General features: G+C 67.4%; 32 protein-coding genes. 9 read left to right on the forward strand and 23 right to left on the reverse strand.

Annotated features, from left to right (window positions below; all coding sequences use genetic code 11):
- Positions 1 to 5 precede the first annotated feature (5 nt).
- The 3 genes from VEC57_19490 to VEC57_19500 are packed head-to-tail and all read right to left on the reverse strand — an operon-like array spanning position 6 to position 1,891.
- Positions 6 to 776, reverse strand: coding sequence for a cytochrome b N-terminal domain-containing protein (locus VEC57_19490; protein ID HYC01325.1), 771 nt, complete (start codon positions 774 to 776; stop codon positions 6 to 8).
- A gap of 31 nt (positions 777 to 807) precedes the next feature.
- Positions 808 to 1,407 (reverse strand): Rieske 2Fe-2S domain-containing protein, encoded by a 600-nt coding sequence (locus tag VEC57_19495; GenBank protein ID HYC01326.1) that lies wholly within the window; start codon positions 1,405 to 1,407, stop codon positions 808 to 810.
- A gap of 34 nt (positions 1,408 to 1,441) precedes the next feature.
- Positions 1,442 to 1,891: a hypothetical protein gene (locus tag VEC57_19500; protein ID HYC01327.1), complete on the reverse strand. Its 450-nt coding sequence runs from the start codon at positions 1,889 to 1,891 to the stop codon at positions 1,442 to 1,444.
- A 135-nt stretch (positions 1,892 to 2,026) separates the two neighbouring features.
- Between VEC57_19500 and VEC57_19505 the strand changes: the two genes are divergently transcribed.
- From VEC57_19505 to purN, 4 genes are all read left to right on the forward strand, one after another.
- The gene (locus tag VEC57_19505; GenBank protein ID HYC01328.1) at positions 2,027 to 2,737 is read left to right on the forward strand and encodes a phosphoribosyltransferase family protein; all 711 of its coding nucleotides are present in this window, start codon (positions 2,027 to 2,029) and stop codon (positions 2,735 to 2,737) included.
- Positions 2,734 to 3,273: a class I SAM-dependent methyltransferase gene (locus tag VEC57_19510; protein ID HYC01329.1), complete on the forward strand. Its 540-nt coding sequence runs from the start codon at positions 2,734 to 2,736 to the stop codon at positions 3,271 to 3,273. Before VEC57_19505 ends, VEC57_19510 begins: the two co-directional genes overlap by 4 nt.
- A gap of 68 nt (positions 3,274 to 3,341) precedes the next feature.
- Positions 3,342 to 4,388 carry a phosphoribosylformylglycinamidine cyclo-ligase gene (gene purM / locus VEC57_19515; GenBank protein HYC01330.1) on the forward strand — a complete coding sequence of 349 codons (1,047 nt, stop codon included), beginning with the start codon at positions 3,342 to 3,344 and terminating at the stop codon, positions 4,386 to 4,388.
- Positions 4,381 to 5,079: a phosphoribosylglycinamide formyltransferase gene (purN, locus tag VEC57_19520; GenBank protein HYC01331.1), complete on the forward strand. Its 699-nt coding sequence runs from the start codon at positions 4,381 to 4,383 to the stop codon at positions 5,077 to 5,079. The genes purM and purN overlap by 8 nt, the downstream gene beginning before the upstream one ends.
- Here the strand turns inward: purN and VEC57_19525 are convergent.
- On the reverse strand, positions 5,061 to 5,744 hold the full coding sequence (locus VEC57_19525) for a TIGR04283 family arsenosugar biosynthesis glycosyltransferase (GenBank protein HYC01332.1): 684 nt from the start codon (positions 5,742 to 5,744) through the stop codon (positions 5,061 to 5,063). The two genes, purN and VEC57_19525, sit on opposite strands and share 19 nt — an antisense overlap.
- Before the next feature lie 56 nt (positions 5,745 to 5,800).
- Here VEC57_19525 and VEC57_19530 point away from each other — a divergent pair, with 56 nt between their 5' ends.
- A complete protein-coding gene (locus VEC57_19530; GenBank protein HYC01333.1) occupies positions 5,801 to 6,346 on the forward strand; it encodes an ACT domain-containing protein in 546 nt (181 codons plus the stop codon).
- Here VEC57_19530 and VEC57_19535 read toward each other — a convergent pair.
- The gene (locus VEC57_19535) at positions 6,343 to 7,212 is read right to left on the reverse strand and encodes a formyltetrahydrofolate deformylase (GenBank protein HYC01334.1); all 870 of its coding nucleotides are present in this window, start codon (positions 7,210 to 7,212) and stop codon (positions 6,343 to 6,345) included. The two genes, VEC57_19530 and VEC57_19535, sit on opposite strands and share 4 nt — an antisense overlap.
- Before the next feature lie 166 nt (positions 7,213 to 7,378).
- Positions 7,379 to 7,750 (reverse strand): hypothetical protein, encoded by a 372-nt coding sequence (locus VEC57_19540; GenBank protein HYC01335.1) that lies wholly within the window; start codon positions 7,748 to 7,750, stop codon positions 7,379 to 7,381.
- A gap of 345 nt (positions 7,751 to 8,095) precedes the next feature.
- Between VEC57_19540 and VEC57_19545 the strand changes: the two genes are divergently transcribed.
- A complete protein-coding gene (locus tag VEC57_19545; GenBank protein HYC01336.1) occupies positions 8,096 to 8,812 on the forward strand; it encodes a tetratricopeptide repeat protein in 717 nt (238 codons plus the stop codon).
- On the forward strand, positions 8,809 to 9,597 hold the full coding sequence (gene mazG, locus VEC57_19550; GenBank protein ID HYC01337.1) for a nucleoside triphosphate pyrophosphohydrolase: 789 nt from the start codon (positions 8,809 to 8,811) through the stop codon (positions 9,595 to 9,597). The genes VEC57_19545 and mazG overlap by 4 nt, the downstream gene beginning before the upstream one ends.
- 82 nt (positions 9,598 to 9,679) lie before the next feature.
- Here the strand turns inward: mazG and murJ are convergent, their stop codons facing one another.
- Positions 9,680 to 11,350, reverse strand: coding sequence for a murein biosynthesis integral membrane protein MurJ (gene murJ, locus VEC57_19555; GenBank protein HYC01338.1), 1,671 nt, complete (start codon positions 11,348 to 11,350; stop codon positions 9,680 to 9,682).
- A gap of 27 nt (positions 11,351 to 11,377) precedes the next feature.
- Between murJ and rpsT the strand changes: the two genes are divergently transcribed.
- Positions 11,378 to 11,644, forward strand: a complete 267-nt coding sequence (gene rpsT, locus VEC57_19560; GenBank protein ID HYC01339.1) for a 30S ribosomal protein S20 — start codon at positions 11,378 to 11,380, stop codon at positions 11,642 to 11,644.
- 14 nt (positions 11,645 to 11,658) lie between these two features.
- On the opposite strand, the gene lptE is transcribed toward rpsT, so the two are convergent.
- From lptE to lpxD, 13 genes are all read right to left on the reverse strand, one after another.
- Entirely contained in the window at positions 11,659 to 12,240 is a 582-nt protein-coding gene (gene lptE / locus VEC57_19565) for an LPS assembly lipoprotein LptE (protein ID HYC01340.1), read from the reverse strand.
- Positions 12,237 to 14,702 (reverse strand): leucine--tRNA ligase, encoded by a 2,466-nt coding sequence (leuS, locus tag VEC57_19570; protein HYC01341.1) that lies wholly within the window; start codon positions 14,700 to 14,702, stop codon positions 12,237 to 12,239. The genes lptE and leuS overlap by 4 nt, the downstream gene beginning before the upstream one ends.
- A 3-nt stretch (positions 14,703 to 14,705) precedes the next feature.
- Positions 14,706 to 15,140: a transcription antitermination factor NusB gene (nusB, locus tag VEC57_19575; protein ID HYC01342.1), complete on the reverse strand. Its 435-nt coding sequence runs from the start codon at positions 15,138 to 15,140 to the stop codon at positions 14,706 to 14,708.
- Positions 15,137 to 15,613 (reverse strand): 6,7-dimethyl-8-ribityllumazine synthase, encoded by a 477-nt coding sequence (gene ribH, locus VEC57_19580; protein ID HYC01343.1) that lies wholly within the window; start codon positions 15,611 to 15,613, stop codon positions 15,137 to 15,139. The genes nusB and ribH overlap by 4 nt, the downstream gene beginning before the upstream one ends.
- Positions 15,610 to 16,860 (reverse strand): GTP cyclohydrolase II, encoded by a 1,251-nt coding sequence (gene ribA / locus VEC57_19585; GenBank protein ID HYC01344.1) that lies wholly within the window; start codon positions 16,858 to 16,860, stop codon positions 15,610 to 15,612. Before ribA ends, ribH begins: the two co-directional genes overlap by 4 nt.
- Positions 16,857 to 17,960: a bifunctional diaminohydroxyphosphoribosylaminopyrimidine deaminase/5-amino-6-(5-phosphoribosylamino)uracil reductase RibD gene (gene ribD, locus VEC57_19590; GenBank protein HYC01345.1), complete on the reverse strand. Its 1,104-nt coding sequence runs from the start codon at positions 17,958 to 17,960 to the stop codon at positions 16,857 to 16,859. The genes ribA and ribD overlap by 4 nt, the downstream gene beginning before the upstream one ends.
- Positions 17,957 to 18,439: a transcriptional regulator NrdR gene (gene nrdR, locus VEC57_19595; protein ID HYC01346.1), complete on the reverse strand. Its 483-nt coding sequence runs from the start codon at positions 18,437 to 18,439 to the stop codon at positions 17,957 to 17,959. The genes ribD and nrdR overlap by 4 nt, the downstream gene beginning before the upstream one ends.
- An 87-nt stretch (positions 18,440 to 18,526) precedes the next feature.
- Positions 18,527 to 19,783 (reverse strand): serine hydroxymethyltransferase, encoded by a 1,257-nt coding sequence (gene glyA / locus VEC57_19600; protein HYC01347.1) that lies wholly within the window; start codon positions 19,781 to 19,783, stop codon positions 18,527 to 18,529.
- On the reverse strand, positions 19,780 to 20,259 hold the full coding sequence (gene rpiB, locus VEC57_19605) for a ribose 5-phosphate isomerase B (protein HYC01348.1): 480 nt from the start codon (positions 20,257 to 20,259) through the stop codon (positions 19,780 to 19,782). The genes glyA and rpiB overlap by 4 nt, the downstream gene beginning before the upstream one ends.
- Before the next feature lie 33 nt (positions 20,260 to 20,292).
- Entirely contained in the window at positions 20,293 to 20,523 is a 231-nt protein-coding gene (gene acpP, locus VEC57_19610; protein HYC01349.1) for an acyl carrier protein, read from the reverse strand.
- Between the two features lie 160 nt (positions 20,524 to 20,683).
- Positions 20,684 to 20,866: a 50S ribosomal protein L32 gene (gene rpmF / locus VEC57_19615; protein ID HYC01350.1), complete on the reverse strand. Its 183-nt coding sequence runs from the start codon at positions 20,864 to 20,866 to the stop codon at positions 20,684 to 20,686.
- A 49-nt stretch (positions 20,867 to 20,915) separates the two neighbouring features.
- Positions 20,916 to 21,392, reverse strand: coding sequence for a DUF177 domain-containing protein (locus VEC57_19620; protein ID HYC01351.1), 477 nt, complete (start codon positions 21,390 to 21,392; stop codon positions 20,916 to 20,918).
- A gap of 66 nt (positions 21,393 to 21,458) precedes the next feature.
- Positions 21,459 to 22,505 carry a UDP-3-O-(3-hydroxymyristoyl)glucosamine N-acyltransferase gene (lpxD, locus tag VEC57_19625; GenBank protein ID HYC01352.1) on the reverse strand — a complete coding sequence of 349 codons (1,047 nt, stop codon included), beginning with the start codon at positions 22,503 to 22,505 and terminating at the stop codon, positions 21,459 to 21,461.
- Positions 22,506 to 22,583: 78 nt separating this feature from the next.
- On the opposite strand from lpxD, the gene hisG reads away from it, so the two are divergent.
- The gene (gene hisG / locus VEC57_19630) at positions 22,584 to 23,456 is read left to right on the forward strand and encodes an ATP phosphoribosyltransferase (protein ID HYC01353.1); all 873 of its coding nucleotides are present in this window, start codon (positions 22,584 to 22,586) and stop codon (positions 23,454 to 23,456) included.
- A gap of 12 nt (positions 23,457 to 23,468) precedes the next feature.
- On the opposite strand, the gene VEC57_19635 is transcribed toward hisG, so the two are convergent.
- The 3 genes from VEC57_19635 to VEC57_19645 form a co-directional block, all read right to left on the reverse strand.
- Positions 23,469 to 24,782, reverse strand: coding sequence for a hypothetical protein (locus tag VEC57_19635; GenBank protein ID HYC01354.1), 1,314 nt, complete (start codon positions 24,780 to 24,782; stop codon positions 23,469 to 23,471).
- Between the two features lie 62 nt (positions 24,783 to 24,844).
- Positions 24,845 to 25,324: a 4Fe-4S binding protein gene (locus VEC57_19640; protein HYC01355.1), complete on the reverse strand. Its 480-nt coding sequence runs from the start codon at positions 25,322 to 25,324 to the stop codon at positions 24,845 to 24,847.
- A gap of 17 nt (positions 25,325 to 25,341) precedes the next feature.
- Positions 25,342 to 25,557 (reverse strand): hypothetical protein, encoded by a 216-nt coding sequence (locus VEC57_19645; protein ID HYC01356.1) that lies wholly within the window; start codon positions 25,555 to 25,557, stop codon positions 25,342 to 25,344.
- Positions 25,558 to 25,606: the final 49 nt, after the last annotated feature.

The raw sequence follows: 25,606 nt of genomic DNA on the forward strand, positions 1-25,606 counted from the left end.
CTTCCTCAAAGCGACGGGCCGGAGAGGCCGTCGCGGCGAATGCGCCAGAAGTGCACGATGAGGAAAAGCGTCGTGAGCAGCGGAATGAAGATGCAGTGCAGGATGTAGAAACGCAGCAGCGTGTGAGGGCCGATCTCGCCGCCGCCGAACAGGAACGCGCGCGCATCGTACACGGCATTGACGCCGGTGAATTCGCGGAAGGGTCCCTCGTGCCCCAGCAGCGGAGTGGCGCGCGCCATGTTCGAGCCCACCGTCACGGCCCAGATCGAGAGCTGGTCCCACGGCAGCAGATAGCCGGTGAAGCTGAGCAGCAGCGTCAGCACCAGCAACACCACGCCGACGACCCAGTTGAACTCGCGAGGCGGTTTGTACGAGCCGGTCATGAACACACGGAACATGTGCAGCCACACCGCGATGACCATGGCGTGGGCCGCCCAGCGGTGCATGTTGCGCATCAGCATGCCGAAAGGCATGTCGAACTCGAGGTACTTCATGTCCGCGTAGGCGTACTCGGCCACGGGACGGTAGTAGAACATCAGGTAGATGCCGGTGACGACGGTGATGAGGAACATCAGGAACGTGATGCCGCCCATGCACCAGGTGAACTTCAGCCTTACGCCGTGGCGGCGGACCTTGGACGGGTGCAGATGCAACCAGACGTTGCCCGATACCGCCAGCACGCGGTTGCGAGGCGTGTCGTCGTAGCCGTGCCGGAACATCGACTGCCAGACCTGGCTGGCAACGATCGATTCCTTGAAATCGTCCCACTTGCTCATGCTGATCCTTCCCAATCTCGGAGCGCGCCGATCAGGCTCGCAGGTACGCGCCCGGTCGCTCCCAATCCCCTTTCTCGTACCGGTACTTCACGCCCACGTCGACGACGAGTTGGCCGTCCTCGGCCTGCGTGATGCGGACGCGTTCGAGCGGTCGCGGCGCGGGACCCTCGAAATTGATGCCGGTGGGATAGAAGCCGCTGCCGTGGCAGGGGCACTTGAACTTGTTGTCGGCCTTGAGCCAGCGCGGCGTACAGCCGAGATGGGTGCACTTGGCGAACAGCGCATAGATGCCTTCGGCCTCTCGCACGATCCAGACGCGATAGTCCTTCTTGAACTTCTCGCTGACCTCGCCGATCGGATATTCGTCGAGCGTGCCTGCCTTGAACGTGGTGTCGGGCGTGAACAGCACCCGCGGAAACGCGGACCGCACGGCAGCCAGCAGCGCGACGGTAGAGACCAGGCCGAAGCCCATCCAGCCCATGCGGCCGAAGAAATCCCTTCGCGACCACAGGCTCGGCATCACCGTTTTCTGTTGCATGCGCCGCGCCCGCTCTTGCGACTGCTCCTCGAGGCGGCGGCTCTGCAGCTCCGCAACCTGCTCTGGCGTTAGCTCGTCCTTGACCTTGGCCATCTGGTCTCCCTGAGGTCGCCGGGAAGCGGTCCGGCTATTCCTCGCCTTCCCGCTCGCCCGGTATCAGCTTCGCGACGAGTCCCGAAACCGTTCCGATGATCATCATGCCGCCGCCGATGAGCACGAGCGTTACGCCCACGGGCGGAAACAACAGCGATACCAACAGACCGACCGGCAGGACGAGAACACCGTAGCCGAACGCGACTTTCGTCAGCCCGCCCTGACGCTCGCTCGGTGCCTTCTCCATTTCACGCGCGTGCTGGAAGCGCTCGTCGTCGTGTGCAACGGGGAGCCGCTCGCGCACCAGGCTGACGGCGTAGTCGTGCAGCGACTCGCGATCGGCGGCAGGACCGCCGTCGATGGCACGGGCCATGTCGTCGGCCAGCTCCTCGAGGCGCCGCTCAATTGCCGCCGCCCTAGCGGCCTCCGAGGGGGCTTCGGCTGCGCCGCTGCGCTCCTCCGAGTCATGCTCACTGGTTGCCAAACAAGAACACCGATTCGGCGTAAGTATGCCAAACCCCGGCTACCGTCAAATCTGCACAGAGACGTGCAAGTATTTGGATTTCATATGAAAACCATGTCATTGCCGTTTGGCTTATACTCCCGTATCCAACCGCTAATGAGCCTGCTGAGCGCGCGCGTACGCGGCCTTCTGCGCCTTGTCGCCATTGACGCCGCCTGTGCTGCATGCGGCGCCCGAACGGCGGCCTTCTGCGCGGAGTGCCGCATCGCCAGCGGCATCCCCGAAGCGGGTGCCCGCTGTGCCCTGATGGGCGGGCGAAAGCTGTGGTTCCTCGCGTCGTACTGGTGCCGCCGCGTTTCGCCGCCGGTTCCGACGCCGGCGGTGGAGGCGCTGCTACGCTTCAAGCACCGCGCCGACCGGCAACGCGGACGATCTCTGGCTCGCGCGTTCGCGACCGCGCTCACCGAACACGCGCGAACGTTCGACGCGGTCGTCGCCATTCCCGCATCCTCGACGCGCGCCCGCGCGCGCGCTCTCGACCCGGCCGCCTGGTTTGCGCGGGCACTCGCAGCGCGCGGCGGAGTCGCTTTCCGCAGCCGGCTGCTGCAGCGCCGGCGCGACGTGCGGCCGCAGCGCGGCCTCGGGGGAGCCCAGAGACGCTCCAATGTCCGAGGGGCGTTCGGCACTTGCGCTGCCGTGCCCGACGGATATTCGCTCCTGCTGATCGACGACGTCTGCACCACCGGCTCGACCCTGGGCGAGGCCGCTGCCGCGCTCGAAGCCGCGGGGGCCGCCAGGGTCGAGCTGGCGGTGCTGGCGTGTGCAGACATGGCGCTGTGCCGGCAATGTCCATCGATGATCGATTGAGGTGGGAGAAGCGTCACGAAGTCGCGCGATCGTCGTCGCCGCTGGCGTCCATCGCCCTCCTCCCCGATGCTGCCGCAGCTTCGGATTTGGCTCTGGACGTTGCGTGCGGGCAGGGCCGGCACGCGCTGGCGCTGGCGGAGAAAGGATACCGCGTCGTGGCAGCCGACGTTTCTCGCCACGCGCTCGCACATCTTCGCAGTCGCACACGGTATCCAGCAGGCCGCGTCCTTCCGGTGCAGGTCGATCTGGACGCCTGGCCATTCCGCAACGGGGCCTTCGACGTGATCGTGCAGACCGACTTTCTCGACCGGCAACTGCTGCCGGTGCTGGCCGATGCGCTGCGTTGCGGGGGAATGCTGCTGATCGATACGTTCCTGGCAGCCGCGCACCCGAACGCCGAAGGGCCGTCGAATCCAGACTACATTCTCCGACGCAACGAGCTGCCTGCGATCTATTCGCATCTCGACCTGCTGCACTACTGCGAGGTCGACGGTGCCACGGCGCGAGCTCGGCTTCTGGCGCGACGAACGCGCTGAGCCGGCTGCGCACGCATCGTGCAGACGAGTTCATTGACATGCTGGGTACGGTCGGTTAGTCGCACCGCGTGAAGGCTTCCTCGCGCCCGCTCACCTACCGCACGGCCGGCGTCGACATCGATGCCGCGGATCGTTTCGTCAGCCGCATCGGCAAGATCGCGGCCGCGACGCGGCAGCCGGGCGTGCTCGCCGGCATCGGACCGTTCGCTGCAGCCGTGGCCGTTCCCAAGGGAATGCGCCAGCCGGTGATGGTGTCCTCGACCGACGGCGTCGGCACCAAGCTGGCCGTGGCGCGTCTGGCCGATCGGCACGACACAATCGGCATCGACCTGGTCGCCATGAATGCCAATGATCTGGTCACCACCGGCGCGCGGCCTCTCTTCTTTCTCGATTATCTGGCCGTCGGCGTGCTCGCATCGGTGGATGCCGAGGCGATCGTCCGCGGCATCGCGCAAGGCTGTCGCCAGGCCGGGATGAGCCTGGTGGGCGGCGAGACCGCCGAGATGCCCGGCTTCTACAAACGCGGCGAATACGATCTGGCGGGCTTCTGCGTCGGCGCCGTCGAACGCAGGTCGATGATCGATGGAAGCGGCGTGCGGTCCGGCGACGTCATTCTGGGACTGGAATCCAGCGGCCTGCACAGCAACGGCTACAGCCTGGCAAGGCGCGCGCTGAAAGCGACGACCCGTGCGAGCCTTGCCCGTCGCGTTCCCGAGCTCGGCACGACGCTGGCCGACGAGCTGCTGAAGCCTACCGTCATCTACGTTCGGCCGCTGCTCGAGCTGCTGGGCAAGATGAAGCTGCACGCCATGGCGCACATCACCGGCGGTGGGCTCTCCGGCAATCTGGTGCGTGTGCTGCCGCAGAAAGCGCGCGCCGTGATCTCGCGTCGCGCGCTGCCGCAGCTGCCCGTGTTCACTCTCATTCGCGAGTGCGGCCGCATCCGCGATGAGGAGATGGAGCGCACGTTCAACTGCGGGACCGGCTTCGTCGTGATCGTGCCCGAGCGCGATGCCGACGCAGCCACGCGCCTGCTGCGGCGTCGCGGCATCGGCACGCGTGCCATCGGCGTCGTGGAGCGAGGGCCGCGCAGCGTCGTCTATTCCGATGACTGAGACCGGCAAGCCGCCGCTGCCCATCGCGGTCCTGGCTTCGGGCAGCGGGACCAATTTCGAATCGATCGCCGCGGCCATCGATCGCGGGGAGCTGCATGCGAGCATTCGCGTGCTCGTGTGCAACCGCCCTGCGGCGGCGGTCCTGGGAAAAGCGGGCAGGCGCGGCATCGAGACGCGCGTCATCCCGCATCGCGACTACGCCAGCCGCGAGGCGTTCGATGCGGCCGTTGCCGACGTTCTCGGCCAGTACAGCGTCGAGCTGGTGGTGATGGCCGGGTTCGACCGCGTCGTGACGCCCGTGCTGCTGCGGCGCTTCGCACAGCGGGTGATCAACGTCCACCCGGCCTTGCTTCCGGCGTTTCGTGGCGCGCATGCGCAGGCGCAGGCCGCGGAGTACGGCGTGACCATCGCGGGCGCGACCGTCCACTTCGTGGACGAAGCCGTCGACCACGGGCCCATCATCCTGCAGGCGGCAGTCCCGGTCGCCGCCGGAGAGGATGCGGAGACGGTGCGGCTGCGCATCCTGGAGCAGGAGCACCGGATCTACCCTTACGCCATCCAGCTGTTCGCGGAGGGGCGCCTTTCGATCGAAGGGCGCCGCGTGATCATCGATGGCCTCGCACAACCGCCGGCGGGAGCACTGATCAGCCCGCCGCTGCCCGAGCGGTGGGGTCAGCGTTCGTCCGAGTAGTAGTCGAGCAGCCGCTGGGCCGGCACACCCGCCAGGTACAACGACTTCAGCGTCCACATCCGCAGCGTCGTGCGCCAGACACCATCGTTGCGCCACCGCCGCGAGGACGTGACGACGCGGCCGCCGGGGATGCCCATGCGGCCGCGTCGGCGAAGCCGCTGCACCAGCTCGACATCCTCGAACAGCCGCGGCTCGCGATAGCCGCCGATGCTCTCGAACTCGCTGCGCCGCACGAAGATGGCCTGGTCGCCGGTGGCGCTGGCGAACAGCCGCGAACGCAACGTGATCAGATGCGCGATCGCGCGCAGCACGGGCCCGCCGCGGTCGAAGGCCAGGTCGAAGCGTCCCCAGGTCACCGCCGGCTCTGTCAGCACCGCGGTGATTGCCGCGCGGAACCCGAGCGGCAGGCGCGTATCGGCGTGCTGGAACAGCAGCACGTCTCCACGTGCGCAGGCGGCACCGGCGTTCATCTGCAGGCCTCGCCCCCTCGGCGCCGACACGACCGCAGCGCCCGCGGCGCGTGCCCGCGCGACCGTGTCGTCGCCGCTGCCGCCATCGACGACGATCAGCTCATCCTCCTCTTCCAGGCCGAAGACGGTCGAAGCGACCGCTTCACCGATCTGCCGCGCCTCATCGAGCGCCGGCATGACCACGCTCAGGCGCACGCGCAAGCCCCCTGCTCGCCGCATGCGCGTTGGACCACGGCGGCTCGGCTGATAGCATGGCCGCCATGTCGCAGAAGAAATGGTTCGCGATGGCGGCCATCGGCCGCGATCGTCCGGGAATCGTCGCCGATCTGAGCGAATGCGTCTTCCAGTGCGGCTGCAATCTGGAGGACGCCAGCATGACCATGCTCGGCAGCGAGTTCGCCACGCTGATGCTGGTCAGCGGCGGCGACGAAGGCCTGTCCGAGCGTCTCTACGAAGCCACCAAGCGCCTGGAGTGGGAGCGGCACCTGACCGTCTTCCTGCGGCCGGTGGAGCCGCCCTCGCCCCTTTCCGACAAGGACGTCGAGTACACGCTCAGCGCCATCGGCGTCGACAAGGCCGGCATCGTCGCGGGCGTCTCGCGCACCCTGGCCGATCATCGCGTCCTCATCGTCGACCTGCGCGGCGAGGCGCGGCCGGTGGCGGAAAGCGGTACGCCCCTCTACCATCTCGCCATCCGCATGCGCGTGCCCGAATCGTGCTCGGTTCAGTCGCTGCGCACGGACCTGGATCGGGTGGCGTCCGATCTCGGCATCGAGGTTGCGATCGAGCAAACCTAGCCGAGGCGGCCGGGCCGGAACAGTACCTTTCCTTCGGTCACGACGAGCTCGTCGCGCACGAACAGCTGCACCGCCTTCGTCAGAACGCGCGCCTCCAGCTCACGGCCATTGCTCTTGATCGTTTCCAGGGAGTCCTGCCCGACCTCGATCGGAAAGACGTCCTGCAGGACGATCGGCCCCTGGTCCAGCGCCTCGGTCACGATGTGCGCGGTGCAGCCGCATACACGGATTCCGGCCTCGTATGCCTGCTTGTAGGCGTTGGCGCCCGGATAGTACGGCAGAAGCGACGGGTGGATGTTGAGGATCCGGTTGCGGTAGGCGCGCACGACCTCCGGCGCAAGAATCTGCATGTAGCGCGCCAGCACGACCAGATCGGGGCGCAGCGCGCCGAGCTCGCGCAGAATGAAGGCCATGTGCGCAGGCTTGTCCGTCGAAGGCAGCCAGCGAAACGGCAAGCCGTACTCGGCGGCGATCGGCTCGAGATCGGCGTGGTTCGAAAGCACCACGGCCAGCTCGGCATCGAGCTCGCCGCCCCGATGCGCCTCGATGAGCGCTTCCAGGCAATGCGGCTCTTTCGACACGAGCAGCGCCACGCGTTTTCGAATTCGATCACCGTGCAGGCGCACGGTGACGTCCATCTGCATCTCGGCGCCCGTGGCCTTCAGGTCCAGGATCAGTTGATCCAGATTGATGTCCAGGTCGGCCAGATCGACCAGCATCGTCATGATGAAGAGGCCCTCCATCACGTTCTGGTCGATCTTCTCGATGTTGACGTTGTGCTGCGCAAGGTAGGTCGAGATACGCGCAACGACGCCCTTTTGATCGCGACCCAGGATGGAGATGACGGCGGGACTGGCTGCGGGCATCGCGGGTATCTATCGGCCGCTTCGGCTGCCCGCAAGCACGATGGCGTGTGCCTCGCCAGCACAGGCAGCGAACGGCTCGCCGCGAATCGATGAGCCTGAAACGACAGCGCGGGCGCCCGTCAGGGTCGCCCGCGCTTGTCTGTCGAAGCAACGAGTCGGTCGGTCGTTACTTGATCTGGCCGCGCCAGGCGCGCCGATCATAGATGCGCTCGCGGCGAAGCTTGCGCTCCTTGACGACCGTGCGTCTGGCATGGGCCTGCTTCTTGAGCTGCCGCAGACCGGCTCGGATGTATTCCGGGTCCAGATGCAGCGTGGTGCAGATGTTCTCGAACGAGAACGGCCAATCGGTATCGTGGCTGGCTACCCAGCGATCCACCTCGAAGAAACGCTTGCGTCGCTCCGGCACGGGCGAGTTGAGCCCGCGCTGGAACGTCACCAGCGCCTCCTCGAGCACGGCCAACATCAGCCGGTTCTCGGGCTCTCTCGATGTCTCGGCCACCCCGAAATCACCGAACGGTGCGACTGCTCGGCTGTTCATTCTCTCGCTAACCTCCTAGCTGGAAGCGGCTCCGATGCATTTCGGAAGGACCGCGCGTACCCCGTGCCGCTAGTAGAAGGCTCGCTGCCTTTTCCGTCAATAAATTTGCGCCCCCCGCAACCACATATTTGCAGTCATGCCGCAATGCACCGTAAACCCTTTACAGGCCTACGCTATTCGCTCCTGCGGGCTACCAAGTTGGAGAATGATTTTTCTTTCTGAGGGACAGGCATGCGCAATCTGAGCGCTTCGCGCTGATAGGAAGATCAATTCAAGACATTGAATGAACGCTCACGTTCTCATGCTGAGACAGTGGGTGGTAACCCGGTGCAGGTACGAGACTTTTTGACGCCCGGCCTCGTCATGCTACAGGCGAAGCGGGACGGCATGACGAGGAACTCCCGACAACGGTACCTTGCCCGCCGCCTCGGCAGCGCTGCGCTGGCCGCCGCACTGGCCGCGCTTTCCGGCGCCGTCGCCTTCGCGACGACCTCGGCGGACCATCTGGCGAACCTCGCGAACCGTTCCCTGCAGACCGCCGAGGCGCAGAAGGACCAGAATCAGGCGCTGGCGTTCTACCGACAAGCCGCCGAGCTCGCCGGTCAAGCCGTGGCCGCCAATCCCAATTCCGCGCGAGCCAATTTCGTGTTCTTTGCCGCCAAGGGACGACTGCTGCTGGCCGAAGGCGCTACGAAAAACCTCTTTCAGCTGAGCAGCCTCGACGACTACCTCGACCGCGCGCTGCAGCTCGACCCCAACTACTCCAACGCGCTCGCCGCCAAAGGCGGGCTGCTCCTGGAGCTGCCGTTCTATCTGGGCGGCGATGCCAAGCAGGCCGAGGCGCTGCTGCGCAGGGCTGTGGAGCTCAATCCGACCGGACCCGGCACCCGCACGACGCTGGCGCGCGCCCTGCTCCACAACGGCAACGTCGCCGCCGCCCGTGAGCAGGTCATCAAGGCGTGCCACTATGCCTGCACGCTGCGACGCTACCGTCATTTCGTCGAAGCGCAGGCGCTGCTGGAAGAGATCGACGTCAAGCTCGGCCGAGCGCAAGCACAGTGAGCGAAGGTCGGCGCGACTTCGCCGCGCTCGTGGCTCTGATGCATCGCCTGCGCTCGCCCGGCGGCTGCCCCTGGGATGCCGAGCAGACGCACCAGTCGCTGCGCCCTTATCTCATCGAGGAAGCCTACGAAGTCCTGGACGCCATCAACGGCGGTGATGACCGGGAGCTGCGGGACGAACTCGGCGACCTGCTGCTGCAGGTGATCTTTCACGCGGAGCTGGCGCAGGAGCGCGGCGCGTTCACGATCGATGACGTCATCGAGGGCCTGGCCGACAAGCTGGTGCGCCGTCACCCTCACGTCTTCGCCGATGTCGAAGTGGGCTCGGCCCAGGACGTGGAGCGGAACTGGTCGGCAATCAAGAAGAGCGAGCGCAAGAAAGCCGGCCGCGACCGGCCCTCCGCCATCGACGGCTTGCCCTCAGGACTGCCGGCGCTCGCGCGGGCCAAACGGATCGGCGAGAAGGCAGCATCAGCCGGCTTCGACTGGGATCGCCCGGAGGACGTGCGCGCCAAAGTTGCCGAAGAGCTCGCCGAGCTCGATGACGCCATGCGCAGCGGCGACGATGCGGCCGTGGAGGAAGAGGTCGGCGATCTTCTATTCGCCATCGCCAGCATGGCTCGTCTTCGCCGGATCGACGCCGAATCGGCGCTCGCGGCGGCGCTTCGCAAGTTCGACACTCGCTTTCGTCAGCTGGAGCGGGAGGTGGAGAGCAGCGGGCGCGAGATCCGCCAGCTCGACGGCAGGGAGCTCGAGGCGATCTGGCAGTCGGTCAAGAAGGCCTGACGTCGCGACGGCCTCATGCGTCCGGGGACCGGACGCGCAGCCTCAGCAACGCCTGGAACGTTGCAGCGACGACGCCTCGATCTCAACGACGCCTGATCCAATCCAGCGCCAATCCCACCGTTTCTCGAATCTGCGCGCTGCCCATCGCCCAGGCCGCAGCGACGTAGGTTGCCACGCCCGCGGTCATCGCGGCCGCCACGCGCACGGCCGCGCCCTCGCCTCCCGGGGCCGCAAGCGCGCTCCGCACCGCGGCAACGGTCGCAGCCATGACGGCTGCGGCCCCTGCATGAACTACGATCGGGCCGAGGACCGCGCGCAGCGACAGCTCGCGCAGCCGCACCCGCAGCATGACGAGCAGGATCGCCGCATTGATCGACGCGGCCACGGCCGTTGCCAGGGCCAGGCCGGCGTGGCGCAGGTCGGCAATGCGCACCGCCGCACCGGCCGCGCCTATCCAGTGCGCCACCGCCGGCGCCGACGGCTCCGGTGGTCCCATCAGCGCCAGCGCCATAATCGCGTTCGCCACCACCGCCAGCGCTGCCGCAAGCACCGGAACGCGCGGCCGGTCGAGCGCGTAGAACGCACCCGAGAGAACGCGAGCCGCAGCCACGCCGATCAATCCCGGTGCCTGCGCCTGCAGCGCCCACGCGGTCATCACGGTGTCGTGTGCGGTGAACCTTCCCCTCTGCAGCAACAGCTCGACGATGTCCGGCGCGAGCAGCAGCAGGCCCAGTGCGGCGGGCAGACACCAGGCAAGCGTCAGCGACAGCGAGTGCACGACCGTCGCAGCCAGCTCTCGGCGGCGCTCCTCGCGGGCCAGCGCTGCCATGGTCGGCAGCGCCGCCGTTCCCACCGCCACCGCCACGATGCCCAGCGGAAACTCGAAGAGCCGGTCGGCATACCAGAGAAACGACACCGATCCGGCCGGCAACAGCGAGGCCAGCAGCGTCGCGACGAGGACGTTGAGCTGGTAGACCGCGCCGCCGAAGACGGCTGCGACCAGCAGCGGCCCGGTTCGCCGAACTGCCGCATCGGCGATGTCGAGGAACATGCGCGGCCGCAGCCCGATGCGCAGCAGCCACGGCACCTGCACTGCCACCTGCAGGCTTCCACCGAGGAGCACACCGATGACGAGCGCGTACTCGGGCGGCGAAAGCGCGGGCCGCAGGAGCCAGGCGCAGGCGATGATGCTCGCGTTGAGCAGGACCGGTCCCCACGCCGGCACGGCGAAGTTCCGGAAGGTGTGAAGCACGCCCATCGCCCACGCGGCCGTGCCCACCAGCAACAGGTACGGGAAGAGCCAGCGCGTCAACGATACGGTCAGCGCGCGCTTTTCGGGGTCGGCGGCAAAGCCGGGCGCGAGCAGGTCCGTCAGAGGCTCGGCCGCAGCCATTCCGATCGCCGACAGCACCGCCAGCGAGACGATCGTGACTCCGCCCACCGCGGCGGCGGCTTGCGCCGCCCCGGCCGTGCCCGACCGCAGCAGCGCGCTCGTGAACACGGGCACGAATGCCGCCGAGGCCGCTCCCTCGGCCGCAATCCTGCGAAACAGATTGGGCAGCCGGAACGCCGCAAAGAACGCGTCAGCGCCCGCGCCCGTGCCGAAGGTCGCGCCGATGACGACGTCGCGCACGAGGCCGCTGGCGCGCGATAGAGCCGTCATCCCCGCCAGCACCTGCGCCGCGCCGGTAAGGCGCGCGCGCTCGTCGGAGAGCGGCGGTTGACCGTCGTTCAGGGAGTTGCTAGTAGGCACGGTTTCTTTGGCAGATCAGGAGGTTCCGTGGCCAATCATCCATCGGCGCTCAAGCGCCACCGTCAGTCCGAGAAGTCCCGCATCGCGAACCGCTCCGTGCGCGCCAAGCTGCGCACGCTGATCCGCCAGCTTCGCGAGACGATCTCCACCGGCGACCGCGACGCCGCCTCGGCCAAGCTCAACGAAGTCTCGCGCCAGCTTGCCAAGGCCGCCACCAAGGGCGTCCTGCACAGCAGCACCGCTTCCCGTCAGACCGGCCGTCTGGCCCGCCAGGTCTCCTCGCTCGGCAAGTAGCCCGCCACCGCGGGCTACAACCCCTCCGTCATCCTGGAATAGATCGCTTCGGCGAGGTCGCGCACGGCACGCTCGCGCGCCTCGGCGCGTCGCTCCTCGCCGAGCTGGACGTTGTTGAACCGCTCCAGCGCTTCCTCGTCCAGCGTTTCCTGCCCCTGAAAAGCGGCGCTGGAGGTCACCACGGCACCGGGCACCGCCGCGTGTCCGCGCGTGGCAGCGATGCGGCTGCCGCTCCAGAGCTTCTCCCCGCCCGGCCGCGACAGCTCGGCATCCACCGACAGCGTCGACTGATAGTCCAGAACGTCGTCGAACTCGTTGAAGGCAACGGCGCGAGTGCGATCGGTCGTGACGCGCACGGCAAGGACGGCGTCGGCAGGCGCCGACTCGTCGACCGGCCGGAAACGCCCGCGCCAGCGCAGCACCCGCCGCAGCTCTCGCGTCAGGGCATCGGCCAGCAACGGATCCCCGTCGCCCACTTCCACGCGCGCAACGCGGATGGAGGAGACGTCGGCGGGAAGGTTGCCGCCGCGCACGAACGTGTAGCCGCAACCGCTGCACACCAGAGCCACGGCGAGCACAGCGCTTCTCAGCTTCATCCCACCACCACGCTGACCAGGCGTCCTGGCACCACGACCGTCTTCTTGACGGTACGACCGCCGATCTCCGCGGCGATCTTCTCGTCGGCCAGAGCGCGGGCGACGACATCGGCCTCGGAGGCTCCTACCGATACGACCATGCGCGAGCGCACCTTGCCGTTGACCTGAATCGCCAGCTCGACGCTATCGCGCTGCAGCGCCGCCTCGTCGTGCTCGGGCCACGGGACCTCGTCGAGCGTGGGCGAGGCGCCCAGCCGCTCCCACAGCTCACTGGTGACATGCGGCGCGAACGGTGACAGCAGCCGCAGCACGGTGGCCGTAGCGAAGCGGGTCACCGCCTCGTCGCCCGTCACGGCCGCACGGCGCTCGTAGATGGCGTTGACGAGCTCCATGATGGCAGCCACCGCCGTATTGAAGTGCATGCGTTCGCCGATATCGCGTGTGACGCGCTTGATCGTCTCGTGCACCGTGCTGCGCAGCGCCGCGGCGTCCGCGTCGAGGCCGGCCGCACCGGGGTCCTGCCACGCGAAGCTGCCGGCATCGAAGGACAGCGCCAGGCGCCACACGCGCGTCAGGAACCGAAAGCTCCCTTCCACGCCGCGCTCGCTCCAGTCCAGGTCCTTCTCGGGAGGCGCGGCGAACATGGAGAACAAGCGGGCAGTGTCGGCGCCGTACTCGCGCACGAGCTCGTCGGGATCGACGACGTTGCCCTTGGACTTGCTCATCTTGGCGCCGTCCTTGATGACCATGCCCTGCGTGAGCAGATTGCGGAACGGCTCGTCCAGATCGAGGTAGCCGAGGTCGCGCAGGACGCGCGTGAAGAAGCGCGAGTAGAGCAGGTGGAGCACCGCGTGCTCGACGCCGCCGATGTACTGATCGACCGGCAGCCAGCGAGCCAGCTCCTCGCGGTCGAACGGTGCGGTGGTCAGGCGCGGCGTCGTGTAGCGCAGAAAGTACCACGACGATTCCACGAACGTGTCCATCGTGTCGGTCTCGCGCCGCGCCTCGCCGCCGCAACGCGGACAAGTCACGCAGACCCAGCTTTCCAATGCCGGCAGCGGCGAACGGCCCCCCTCGAGCAACTCGACGTCGGTCGGCAGCACCACCGGGAGCTGCTCGGCCGGCACCGGCACGACGCCGCACGCGCCGCAGTGGATCACCGGAATCGGCGCGCCCCAGTATCGCTGGCGCGAAATGCCCCAGTCGCGAAGCCGGTAGTTGATCTTGAACCGGCCTTTGCCGCGCTCCTGCAACCGCGCCGTGATCGCCTCGCGAGCCTGAGCGCTGGACATGCCGGTAAAATCGCCGCTGTCGACGAGGACGCCGTCCTCTTCGTGTGCGGCGTCCATGCTCTCGGCCTTCAACGTCCCTTGCGGTGACTGCACGACCACTCGCACCGGAATGCCGTACCGGCGCGCGAACTCGAAGTCGCGCTGGTCGTGCGCCGGGACCGCCATGACCGCGCCCGTGCCGTACTCCATCAGCACGAAGTTGGCGACGTAGACCGGAAGCTTCTCGCCGTTGACGGGATTGACCACGTGGCATCCGGTGAAGACGCCTTCCTTGCCCTGCGCCCTCTCGGTCGCCTCCTGGCGGCGGATGCGCTCGACGAACTCACGGACGTCCGCGCCGCGCCCACCGGCGGCGGCCATCGCCTCGACCAGCGGGTGCTCTGCCGCGATGCTGGCGAAGGTCGCGCCAAACAGCGTGTCCGCCCGCGTCGTGAAGATGGTCAGCGTCTGGCCGAGCTCGGCCACCTCGAACTCGATCTCGGCGCCGGTGCTGCGCCCGATCCAGTTGCGCTGCATGATCCGCACCTTCTCGGGCCATCCCGTCAGCGTCTCCAATCCTTCGAGCAGCTCGTCAGCGTACGCCGTGATTCGCAGGAACCAGCCGTCCAGTTCCTTCTTCGTCACAGGCCGGTGGCCGCGCCAGCACTGATCGTCCTCGACCTGCTCGTTGGCAAGCACGGTGCCGCACTGCTCGCACCAGTTGACGACGGCCTTCTTGCGATAGGCGATCCCACGCTCGAGCATCTGCAGGAAGAAGAGCTGCTCCCATCGGTAGTACTGGGGGTGGCAGGTCGCGATCTCGCGCCGCCAGTCGTAGCTGAAGCCCATGCGTGCGAGCTGTTCGCGCATCGCATCGATGTTCTGGTAGGTCCACGTCGCCGGCTGCACCCCGCGCTGGATGGCGGCGGTTTCCGCCGGCAGCCCGAACGCGTCCCAGCCCATGGGATGCAGCACGCGGTGCCCGCGCGCCCGCAGATAACGGGCCATGACGTCGCCGATCGTGTAGTTGCGCACGTGGCCCATGTGAATGCGGCCGGAGGGGTACGGGAACATCTCGAGCAGGTAGAAGCACTGCCCATCGCCGCGCTCGTCGAGCGCCGGCGCCTGACGCCACCGCTCCTGCCACCGCAGCTCGACTTCCTGCGGGTCGTAGCCGTCCGTCCTCTCCATCGCTCACTTGCCTCGGATGCTGCCCTGCTCCCGCGCAATACGGTCGAGGACGCCATTGATGAAGGACGCCGCTTTTTCGTCGGAGAATCGACGTGCGATCTCCACCGCCTCGTTGATCACCACCGGCGGCGGCGTCTCCGGAAAGGCGATCAGCTCGCCCACCGCCAGACGCAGCAGGCTCAGGTCCACGCGCGAGAGCCGGTCGAGATCCCAGTTGACCGCTGCCTCATCGATGAGCGCATCGATGCGGCTGGAATGCTGGAGGACGGCGCGCACCAGTTCCTCGGCGAACTCACGCAGCGCTCCCGTCTCGTCGGCCACGGGGTGCGACTGCCAGAACAGCTCGAGCGCATCCTGATCCGGCTCCCCGCTGACGGCGGTCTGGTACAGGAGCTGGAGCGCCGCCTCGCGGCCCCTTCTGCGCGAAGAACGGATCACCGGTCGTCGTCGTCGTGGAGCGACGCTGCCGAGCGGATTCGCATCAGTACCTCGAGCGTCTCGAGCACCGCAACCACCGCTTCGTAGCCCTTGTTGCCGACATCCCCGCCGGCCCGTGCCAGCGCCTGCTCCATGTCGTCGGTGGTCAGGACCCCGAAGGCGATGGGCTTGCCGGTGGCGAGGCCGGCCTGCTGGATGCCCGCCGCCGCCTGCTCGCAGACGTAGTCGAAATGCGGCGTCTCCCCGCGAATGACGGCGCCCAGGCAGACGACTGCGTCGTAAAGGTCGGATTGCGCCGCCTCCAGCGCCACCAGCGGCAGCTCGAATGCGCCGGGAACACCGAAGACATCATCGTCGGTGGTCGAAAGGCCGCGCTCGCGCACGGCCTGCAGCGCGCCCTCGAGCAGGTTGTTGGTCACCGCACGATTGAAGCGGCTGACGACGATGGCGATGCGTGGCTGATCCGTGCTCATCGAGACCCTTCGTCGCTGCCCAGGCGGCTGGCATCGAGAAGATGCCCGAGCTTGCGCCGCTTGGTGCGCAGGTAGGCGATGTTGTCGTCGTGCGGCGGCGCTTCGATGGGCCGCCGTTCCACGACCTTGACGCCGTAACGTTCGAGGGCGTCGACCTTCAGCGGATTGTTGGTCAGCAGACGCACGCGCCGCACGCCGAGATCCTTGAGGATCTGAGCGGTGATGCCGTAATCGCGCAGGTCTTCACCGAACCCAAGATCGAGGTTGGCCTCCACCGTATCGCGCCCGCGGTCCTGAAGCTCGTAGGCGCGAACCTTGTTGGCCAGGCCGATGCCGCGCCCTTCCTGATGCATGTAGACGATGACCCCGCGGCCTTCGGACGAGATGGCATGAATCGCCATCCGCAGCTGGTCGCCGCAGTCGCATCGCGTCGACCCGAGCACGTCGCCCGTCAGGCATTGCGAATGGATACGCACCGTCACCGGCGCATCCCCCGACAGCTCGCCCGCCACCAGCGCCATGTGCTCGTCGCGATCGAAGTCGTTGCGGTAGACGATGGCGCGGAATGTTCCACCGAAGCCGCTCTCGATGTCGCGCTCGGCCACGCGCTCGACGACGAGCTCGGTAGCCAGACGATGGGCGACCACCGACCCGACGCGCAGCAGCGGCGCGCCAAGCTCGGAGGCCAGCTCCTCGAGCACCGCGGTGCCTGCAAGATCGCCGCTTTCTTCCAGTACCGCGCAGAGCACGGCGCAGTCGCCCTCCCCCGCCATCTCGGCCACGTCGACCGCTGCGGCCGCGGCATCGGGCCGGACCAGCACGCCGCCGCTGCGAACCTGGATCGGAAAGACGTGCCCCGGCATGACGATGTCGCCCGGGCCTGCATCGGGTTCGCTGGCGGCCAGAACCGTCACCGCCCGATCGGCCGCGGAAATGCCGGTGGTGACGCCGCGGGAAGCCTCGATCGAAGCGCCGAAGGCGTGCCCACGCAGGAACGGGCTCTCCGCGACGAGCAGCGGAATGCCGAGCTTGCGCATGCGGCCCTCGCTCATTGCAAGGCAGATCAGGCCGCCGGCGCGCGTGGCCATCACGTTGATGGTCTCGGGGCGCGTGCGCCGTGCGCTCGCGCAAAGGTAGCCGCCGTGCTCGGGATGGCTTTCGTCGAACAGGATGACGAGAGAGCCGGCGACGAGCGCGCGCAGGGCCGCATCGAGCTCGGCGCTCTTGACCGTCCTTGCGCGTTTCAAAGCAGCTCGCCTTCCCATAGCAGGTCCGTTCCCACGCTTTGCACCGATCGCGTTCGCAGTCGAGGCGCACGCTCGGGGTGCCGCACACCCAGCCCCGCGATCATAGCGACGCCATCGCCGCCGAGCAGTCGCGGATTGTAGAAAATGGAGAGGCGGCGCACCACGCCCGCACGAATCGCCGAAGCCGCCAAGCTCGCGCCGCCCTCGACCAGCACTTCCATGACACCTCTTTGCGCAAGCGCAACGAGGAGCGCGCTCCATCCCCGCGTGCCGCGGCTGTCCAGACACAGAACATCGGCGCCCGCCTCCTCGAGCCTGCGCCGACGCGCGGCCGGCGTCGACGGCGACGCCACCAGCAGCGCCTTGCCGGCGCCGCGGATCACGCGGGCCTGGGGCGGCGTCTGCAGGCGCGGGTCCAGCACGACGCGCAGCGGCCGCGGCGCGCCGGCGATGCGGCAGGTAAGGCGCGGATCGTCGGCCAGCACCGTGCCGATGCCGACCAGTACAGCTTCCGCGCGCGCACGCATGTGCTGCACCATTCGCCGCGACTGCGCGCCGCTGATCCAGCGCGATTCCCCGCCGCGGGCGGCTATGCGGCCGTCGAGGCTCGCAGCCAGCTTCAGGTGCACGAAGGGACGTCCCGTGGTCACGACGCTGTCGAAGCCGCGCACCAGCTCGCGGCATTCCTCTTCGAGGACGCCGATACGCACGTCGATCCCGGCGCGGCGCAGCCGTGCCAGCCCCTTGCCCGCCACCAACGCATGCAGGTCGCGGCAACCGACGACCACGCGCGCGACTCCCGCCGCCACCAGCGCCTCCGCGCACGGCGGCGTACGGCCATGGTGCGCACACGGCTCGAGAGTGACGTAGGCCGTGCTGCCACTCGCGGCCGCGCGCGCTCGCGACAGGGCTTCGGCCTCGGCATGCGGCAGGCCGGCGCGGCGATGATGTCCACGCGCGATCTCCTTGCCGTTCTTGACGAGCACGCATCCAACCGCGGGATTGGGAGCGGTCCGGCCGAGGCCGCGCGAGGCTTCCGCGATCGCCTCGCGCATCCAGTCCTCATCCGCCTGGCTGGCGGCCGGCCTCGCGCGCGTCACGGCTGTCCTCCGCCGCGCTCCTTCCTGCGCTCGCTGACCAGACTCTCGACCGTCTTCTGAAACTCGCTGATGTCGCGGAAGGAGCGGTAGACGGAGGCGAAGCGCACGTAGGCCACTTCGTCGAGGCGCTTGAGGCTTTCCATCACCTGCTCGCCGACGTTCGCGCTGGCGATCTCGCGCACGCCGCGATCCTGGACCGCGCGCTCGATGGCGGCCACCGAATCGTCGATGGCGTCGGCGGACACGGGGCGCTTCTCGCACGCCTTTTGAAAGCCGGCCAGCAGCTTCTCGCGGTCCCACGCTTCGCGACGCCCGTCCTTCTTGACCACCAGCGGCATGATGACGTCCACGCGCTCGTAGGTGGTGTAGCGGCGCGCACAGGCCAGGCACTCGCGGCGGCGGCGGATGACGCTGCCATCGCCGCTCTCGCGCGAGTCGACGACGCGGTCGTCGCCGTGCTGGCAGAAGGGACACCTCACGGTTGCGCCGCTTGACCGTGACCGGATCGGTAGCCGGGGCGATGCCTGCGATCCGTCCGACGCATTGGTGCGTCCGACCGCCGCACGTCAGGCCTGTGCGTAGCGACGCTCGGGGTAGATGGGGAAGCGGCGCCCGAGGTCGGCGACTTCCGCCGCGATCTTTTCGAGCTCGGCCGCATCTTCGGGAGCGTTCAGCGCCCGCACGATCCAAGCCGCGATCTGGCGCATCTCGGCCGCGCGCATGCCGCGCGTGGTGACGGCGGGAGTGCCGATGCGAAGCCCGGAGGTGACGAACGGCGAGCGGGTATCGAACGGAACGGCATTGCGATTGGTCGTGATGCCGGCGCGGTCGAGCAGCTCCTGCGCCTGCTTGCCGGTCACTGCCGCATCGCGCAGATCGAGCAGCATGAGGTGGTTGTCGGTGCCGCCCGAGATGAGGCGAATGCCTCCGACCTGCAGTTCCTCGGCGAGCACGCGCGCGTTGTCGACGATCGCCTGCTGGTACTCGGCGAACGAGGGCCGCAGCGCCTCACGGAACGCCACCGCCTTGGCGGCGATGATGTGCATCAGCGGACCGCCCTGGTTCCCGGGAAAGATCGACGAATCGATCTTCTTGGCGTGCTCGGCCTTGCACAGGATCAGGCCGCCGCGCGGCCCGCGCAGCGTCTTGTGCGTCGTGGTCGTGACGTAGTCGCAGTGGGGGATCGGGTCGGGGTGCAGGCCCGTCGCCACCAGCCCCGCCACGTGCGCGACGTCGGCCATCAACAAAGCGCCCGTCTCGCGCGCGATGCCGGCAAAGCTGGCGAAGTCCAGCTGGCGCGGGTAGGCGCTGTGACCGCACACGATCATCTTGGGCCGATGTTCACGCGCGAGCATGCGCACCTGATCCATGTCGATGCGATGATCCCCCTCGCGCACGCCGTAGGGGACGATCTTGAAGAAGCGGCCCGAGAAGTTGACTGGACTGCCGTGCGTGAGGTGCCCGCCGTGGGCGAGGTTCATCGCCAGGATCGTGTCGCCCGGCTCCAGCGTCGAGAAGTACACGGCCATGTTCGCCGAGGAGCCGGAGTGCGGCTGCACATTGGCGTGGTCGGCGCCGAAGAGCTTCTTGGCGCGGTCGATGGCGTGCTGCTCGACCACGTCGACGAACTCGCAGCCACCGTAGTAGCGACGTCCGGGATAGCCCTCGGCGTACTTGTTGGTCAGGATCGAGCCTGCCGCCTCGAGCACGGCCTCGCTGACGGCGTTCTCCGAAGCGATCAGCTCGATTCCGAGCTCCTGCCGTCGCCCTTCGGCGGCGATGGCGGCATAGATTTCGGGATCGGTCTGCTCGAGCGCGCTCACGGATTCTTCCCCTTCTGGTCCTGCAGATTTCCGGCCGTGGTGCGGCTGGCCTCTTCGATCGTGCGGATCTTGTCGACGCGGCGCTGGTGACGGCCGCCTTCGAACGCGCTGTCGAGCCACGTCTTGACGATGTCGCGGATCAATCGCTCACCGAGCATTGCGCCGCCGAGGACGAGCACGTTGGCGTCGTTGTGCTGGCGCGACAGAGCAGCGCCGGTGACGTCGTGAACGAGAGCCGCGCGGACGCCCGGCACCTTGTTGGCGGCGATCGACATGCCGATGCCGCTGCCGCACAGCAGGATGCCCTGCTCGGCCTCGCCGTCGGCGACCGCGCGGGCCACGCGCTCGGCGAAGTCGGGGTAGTCGACGGAGTCGGCGGTGACGGGGCCTGCGTCGACAGCGTCGATCCCACGCGCCTTCAACTCATCCAGAACGATGCTCTTGGCGGTGACGGCGGCGTGGTCGCTGGCGACCACGATCTTGTGCTGCGCGGAGGCCGTGGCGGCCTCCTACTTGCGACTGTCGATGTAGTCGATGATGTCCTGAACGGTGCGGATCTTCTCGGCCTCTTCGTCCGAGATTTCCAGACCGTACTCCTCTTCCAGGGCCATGATGAGCTGGACGATGTCGAGCGAATCGGCGCCGAGATCCTCGAGAAAGGAGGAATCCGGCGTCACCTGCGACCGGTCCAGGGTCAATTGATCGCAAATGATCTCGACCACCCGCTCATGTACGGACATCTCTTCGACTCCCTGTGCAGCCACCGAAGGCGCGGCCTTCATACCCAGCCCCCCGCCGTCATGCAACATGGCGGCAACGGGCAAAACGCGCGGGGATCCGTGCAGATACGACGCCACTTCGGCATCGGCGCACGGCCCCGATCACGAGCGTCGAGCCGGCTCAGGCCTCGGCGATCTCGATGACGCGGCGACCTTTGTAGTGGCCGCAGCCGCCGCAAGCGCGGTGCGGCTGCACGCGCTCGCCGCAGTTGGCGCACTCCACCCACTGCGGGGCTGTCAGTGCGTCATGCGCGCGACGCTTGCGCTTCTTGCTGCTGGATGTTCGTCTCTTCGGAACCGGCATCTTCTCTCTCCTACTTACCTTACGCGTCTGCGGCGGACGCCGGCCCGCCTCAATGCTTGGGCGCGCAGCGACACTCCTCTTGGTTCAGGTTGGCGCCGCAACCTGCACACAATCCCCGGCACGACTCCGAGCACAGCAGCGAGTGATCCAGGCCGAGCAGGGCCTGCTCTCGCACCAGCGGGCTCAGATCCAGATCATCGCCGCTGTAGTGGTCGATCCCCTCGTCGTCCTCGTCGTCGACGCCGGGCGGTGCCGGCACGATCACGAAGCGGAACTTGCGTAGCAGCGGCCACTCGAATTCTTCGAGACAGCGAGGGCATGACTGCCGGATCGTCGCGGCCACTTCCCCGGAGAAATGGACGTCGCTGCCGATCCGATAGATCTCCCCGCTGACGCGCGCGTCCTCGCCGAAGAGCTGGTCGTTCCAGCCGGGACTTTCGCTCAGGCGGCTGTTGAGAGCCGAGGCGGGTTCGACGAAATCGACCCGTCGGACCTCCTCGGTGAGGTCGGGAACCCTGACGATCACACTGGCCTCCGCCGCCGACGAAGCGGGCAAGCTAGCGGGAGCGGGCGCCGGAGGCAACGCGGCCGATCATGCGTCGGCTGCGGGATCAGGCGCCGGATTTGGCGTCCGCAGGCCCACCGCATGCTCGAGGCGCCGGATGCGCCGCACGAGCTCGGGCAGTCCGCGCAACGCCGCCATCGCACGGCGCCACCGGCCGATCTCCTGTGCGGGCATTCCCGCCACCGTCACGCCCGCATCGATATCGGCGATCACGCCCGCCTGCGCACCGATGCGCGCGTCGTCGCCGACGCTGAGGTGGCCGGCAAAACCGGCCTGCCCGCCCGCCATCACGCGGGCGCCGATGCGAGTGCTGCCGGCCATCCCGCACTGCCCTGCCAGCATCGAGCCCTCGCCGATGCGGCTGCCGTGGCCGACCATCACGAGGTTGTCGATCTTGACGCCGCGTCCCAGCCGGGTCGCTCCGACCGTGGCGCGATCCACCGTGGCGTTGGCGCCGATCTCGACGTGATCCGCGAGCTCGACCGTGCCGATCTGCGCAATGGGGAGCGGCACATCCTTGCCCCGCGGCAGGAACCCGAACCCGTCGCCGCCTACGACCGCGCCGGGCTGCAGGACCACGTCGCTGCCGATGATGACGTTTTCGCGTACCACGGTTCCGGCGTGCGCAGTGAACCGGTCGCCGATACACGCGCCGGCATAGATGACGACGTGCGGATGGATGACGGCATCGCTTCCGATGCGCACGCCGTCACCGATGACCGCGTATGCGCCAATGCTGGCATTGGCGCCGATCTCGGCGGAGGCGGCCAGGACGGCCGTCGGATGAATGCCGCCGTGCGCGCGCGGGCGCGCGTCGAACAGCGGCAGAGCGGCAATGAATGCGCCGTAGGGATTGTCGGCGCGAAGCGCCGCGTGCCCATGCGCATCCTCGCCATGTGCAACGATGACGGCGGCAGCGCGCGTGGTCGCCAGTTGCAGGCGGTACCTGGGATTGCCGACGAAGGTGAGATCGCCGGGGCCGGCCTCATCGATCGGCGCGAGGCCGGTGATTTCGATGTCCGCATCTCCTTCGAACACCAGCTGCAAGCGTGCGGCGAGTTCGGCCAGTCGCATTCGCGATTTTTGCCTTTCACCCCCCTCTCCGCAACTATGCGCGGCCCGGCGCATCGCAGCCGGATGCGAGGATTCATCGTGACCGTTCTTCGACTCGGCCTTCCCAAGGGCAGCCTCGAGCAGACCACCACCGACCTGATGAAGAAGTCGGGCTGGCGCGTCACGACCAGCTCGCGCAGCTATTTTCCGAACATCGACGACGCCGAGATCCAATGCTCGCTGGTGCGTGCGCAGGAAATGTCCCGTTACGTCGAGCTCGGCTCGCTGGACTGCGGCATCACGGGCAAAGACTGGACCGCCGAGAATCAGTCGGACGTCGAGGTCATCTGCGACCTCGTCTACTCGAAGGTCTCCTTCCGGCCGACGCGCTGGGTGCTGGCGGTTCCGGCCGACTCGAGCGTCAAGCGGCCCGAAGACCTCGCGGGCAAGCGCATCGCGACCGAGCTGGTGGGATTCACCCAGCGCTACTTCGCCGAGCGCAAGATCCCGGTGAAGGTGGAGTTCTCGTGGGGAGCCACCGAGGCCAAGGTCGCCGCCGGCATGTGCGACGCCATCGTCGAGGTGACGGAAACGGGCAGCACCATCCGCGCCAACGGCCTGGTGATCATCGCGGATCTGATGGAATCGAATCCTCAGCTCATCGCCAACAAGACCGCGCTGGCGGACTCGTTCAAGCGCCGCAAGATCGAGCAGCTCGCCATGCTCCTGCAGGGTGCGCTGCGCGCCGAAGCGCAGGTCGGACTGAAGATGAACGTGCCGCGCGAGTGCGTCGAAGCCGTCATGGCCATGCTGCCGGCGATCACCGCGCCGACCATCGCCAACCTGTATCAGAAGGACTGGCTGTCGGTGGAAGTGGTGATCGCCGAGGCCACCGTGCGCGACCTCATCCCACGCCTCGTCGAGGCCGGCGCCACCGGCATCGTCGAATACCCCCTGAACAAAGTCCTCTAGAATCGCCGTGCCTTACGGCTCGGCTCGGTACTCGGCGCGAAAGCGGGTCGAAGAATGCGACTCGCCCGTCAGCGGGTGGCTCCAGCAACGTCCATCGTAGAAACCCCGCCATGCCGTTATCGTCGGAATGAAGGTAGTAGCCGGCGGGAGCGACGACGGAAGCGGAAGATTCTCGCCCGTGCCTTTCACCTCGAACCCGCGCCAGGTGCTTGCGGCCATTCCGGTGATGCCGTCGGCCTTGCCGGCCGGGTCGTAGTAGCGGTAGCCCCCGTATCCGGACTCCTGCCAGCAATCCTCCTCCCCGCACACGCCGCCCGGCGGCACGATGGCGGCGAAAATAGGCCGCTCGACGTCACCGTCCACCTCGTACACGCAGATGGAGAACGTAGTGGAGTCCGTAGGATCACCCATGCCCCAAGGATACGTCTCAAACAACAGCTTCAGCCGGTTCTGCTTCGTGCGCGGCGTGGTCTTCATGAGCAGGCGGACGCGAGCTGGATCGTCGTCGCACGACTGTTCCGGATCGCGGATGCAGCCCTGGACGCTGTTGCAAACGCCACAAGGCCAGCAACGGACCGGCTCCCCCGCCACGCAACTGCCATCACCCTCACAAGTGTCGGGAGTGCAGACGGTCCCATCGAGATCGCAGGGAACACCCGAAGGTGCTGGCGCCGTCACCACACAAGCGCCGTCCGAGCACTCACCCGTGCCACATCCATTCGGCTCGACGCACGGGCCGGCCACGGCAATGTGCTGGCAGACCCCGCCATCGTCACACTGATCCGAGGTGCATTCGGTGCCGTCGGACGTGCAAGCCGTGCCGGCAGCGTCGATCAAGCACGAGGACGAGCAGCAGTCGCCGTCGGCAGCATTGCCGGCATCGCATTCCTCCCATTCCTCGAGCTGCCGATTTCCGCACCGCGTGCCGAGGACCATGAAGGTCTGTTTGTCACATTCATAGCAGCACGGGTGATCCTGAATGAACTCGTCATACACGGCCGCCGCGATGAATGTCCTGCCGTCGGCGGCGACGCTCCCTTCGAGCACCGTCGGATCGCAGGCACCACCGAAGCCTCCCGTAAGCCGAAAGGACCCGGTCGCGTAATCGATCGTGCCCCTCCAGTACGTCGAACCGTTGTCGTGCGCCGGCCACTGCGAGACTTCGCCGTCGGCCTGAGTAAGGTCCATTCGATAGAGAATTCGGTTCGGTGTCTCCGCCACTACGAGCAGCCACTTCCCCGACATGTCGTACGCTGGCTGCGCCACCGCCTGCGACGCCGCCGCCAGGAACAGGTAAGCAATGACGAAATGGGAAGACCGGCGCATGGCGCTTGCTAGCAGCCCGGCCGCAGTCGGGTCAACGAATTATTCGCGATGTTCGGCGCGCGTCATTCCGCCGCGCCGACCTCGTCCGGCAAATGCCCCAGCGCGGCCAGAAAATCCGGCTTCTCCTCGGGCGTCATGACGTAGATGCCCTCCCAGCCGCAGACCTCTTCGCAGAGCTTGCAGCCCACGCACTTCTTCTCGATGACCTCGACGATGCCGAGGTACTGAGGGCCCGTGTTGTCGGGCGACGGAGCCAGAGCGTCGAACGGGCAGACATCGATGCAGACGCCGCAGCCGTTGCAGTTGTCAGGATGGACGACCGCGATCGGTCGCTGCGCCTTCTTCAGGACCGTGGTGAGGTTGCCGTAGGTGTCGAGGATGGCGTCATCGGGGCAGATCACGCCGCAGGCGCCGCAGTCGATGCAGAAGGAGGGCTCGATCAAGAACGCTTCGTTCTTGATGCCGCTGATGGCGCGCGTGGGACAGCGCTGCTCGCAGGCAGTGCAGCCGGTGCAGTTCTCGGCGATGATCTTGAAAGGCAATTTGCTCCCTCCGCCCGCTATTCCTGCATCTGGGACAGGATCTCGTCCTTGCGGCCTTCCTGAATGAGTTTGTCGTTGCGCAGCGCCTGCCGCATCGCCACCCATGTGAAGATGACGACGGTGGCGAGCGCGCCGGCGACCGGCATGTTGTCGGGCTTGCTGATGATGGAGACGAAGCTCTCCCAGGCCGTGAGCTGGTGGCTATACAGGCCTTCCGAAACTAGGGCGAACATGGACGAGCCTCCTGCGATGAGCGCCGAACCCAAGCGATTCGGGCAGAGT

This window comes from Candidatus Limnocylindrales bacterium (assembly GCA_035626395.1).
GTDB lineage: Bacteria > Desulfobacterota > Binatia > UBA1149 > CAITLU01 > DASPNH01.

Coding starts and splice junctions, on each gene's coding strand:
- VEC57_19490 (HYC01325.1), bottom strand. CDS start 776: ATGAGCAAGTGGGACGATTTCAAGGAATCGATCGTTGCCAGCCAGGTC.
- VEC57_19495 (HYC01326.1), bottom strand. CDS start 1,407: ATGGCCAAGGTCAAGGACGAGCTAACGCCAGAGCAGGTTGCGGAGCTG.
- VEC57_19505 (HYC01328.1), top strand. CDS start 2,027: ATGAGCCTGCTGAGCGCGCGCGTACGCGGCCTTCTGCGCCTTGTCGCC.
- purN (HYC01331.1), top strand. CDS start 4,381: ATGACTGAGACCGGCAAGCCGCCGCTGCCCATCGCGGTCCTGGCTTCG.
- VEC57_19530 (HYC01333.1), top strand. CDS start 5,801: ATGGCCGCCATGTCGCAGAAGAAATGGTTCGCGATGGCGGCCATCGGC.
- VEC57_19535 (HYC01334.1), bottom strand. CDS start 7,212: ATGCCCGCAGCCAGTCCCGCCGTCATCTCCATCCTGGGTCGCGATCAA.
- VEC57_19540 (HYC01335.1), bottom strand. CDS start 7,750: ATGAACAGCCGAGCAGTCGCACCGTTCGGTGATTTCGGGGTGGCCGAG.
- lptE (HYC01340.1), bottom strand. CDS start 12,240: ATGAAGCTGAGAAGCGCTGTGCTCGCCGTGGCTCTGGTGTGCAGCGGT.
- leuS (HYC01341.1), bottom strand. CDS start 14,702: ATGGAGAGGACGGACGGCTACGACCCGCAGGAAGTCGAGCTGCGGTGG.
- ribH (HYC01343.1), bottom strand. CDS start 15,613: ATGAGCACGGATCAGCCACGCATCGCCATCGTCGTCAGCCGCTTCAAT.
- acpP (HYC01349.1), bottom strand. CDS start 20,523: ATGTCCGTACATGAGCGGGTGGTCGAGATCATTTGCGATCAATTGACC.
- rpmF (HYC01350.1), bottom strand. CDS start 20,866: ATGCCGGTTCCGAAGAGACGAACATCCAGCAGCAAGAAGCGCAAGCGT.
- lpxD (HYC01352.1), bottom strand. CDS start 22,505: ATGCGACTGGCCGAACTCGCCGCACGCTTGCAGCTGGTGTTCGAAGGA.
- VEC57_19635 (HYC01354.1), bottom strand. CDS start 24,782: ATGCGCCGGTCTTCCCATTTCGTCATTGCTTACCTGTTCCTGGCGGCG.
- VEC57_19645 (HYC01356.1), bottom strand. CDS start 25,557: ATGTTCGCCCTAGTTTCGGAAGGCCTGTATAGCCACCAGCTCACGGCC.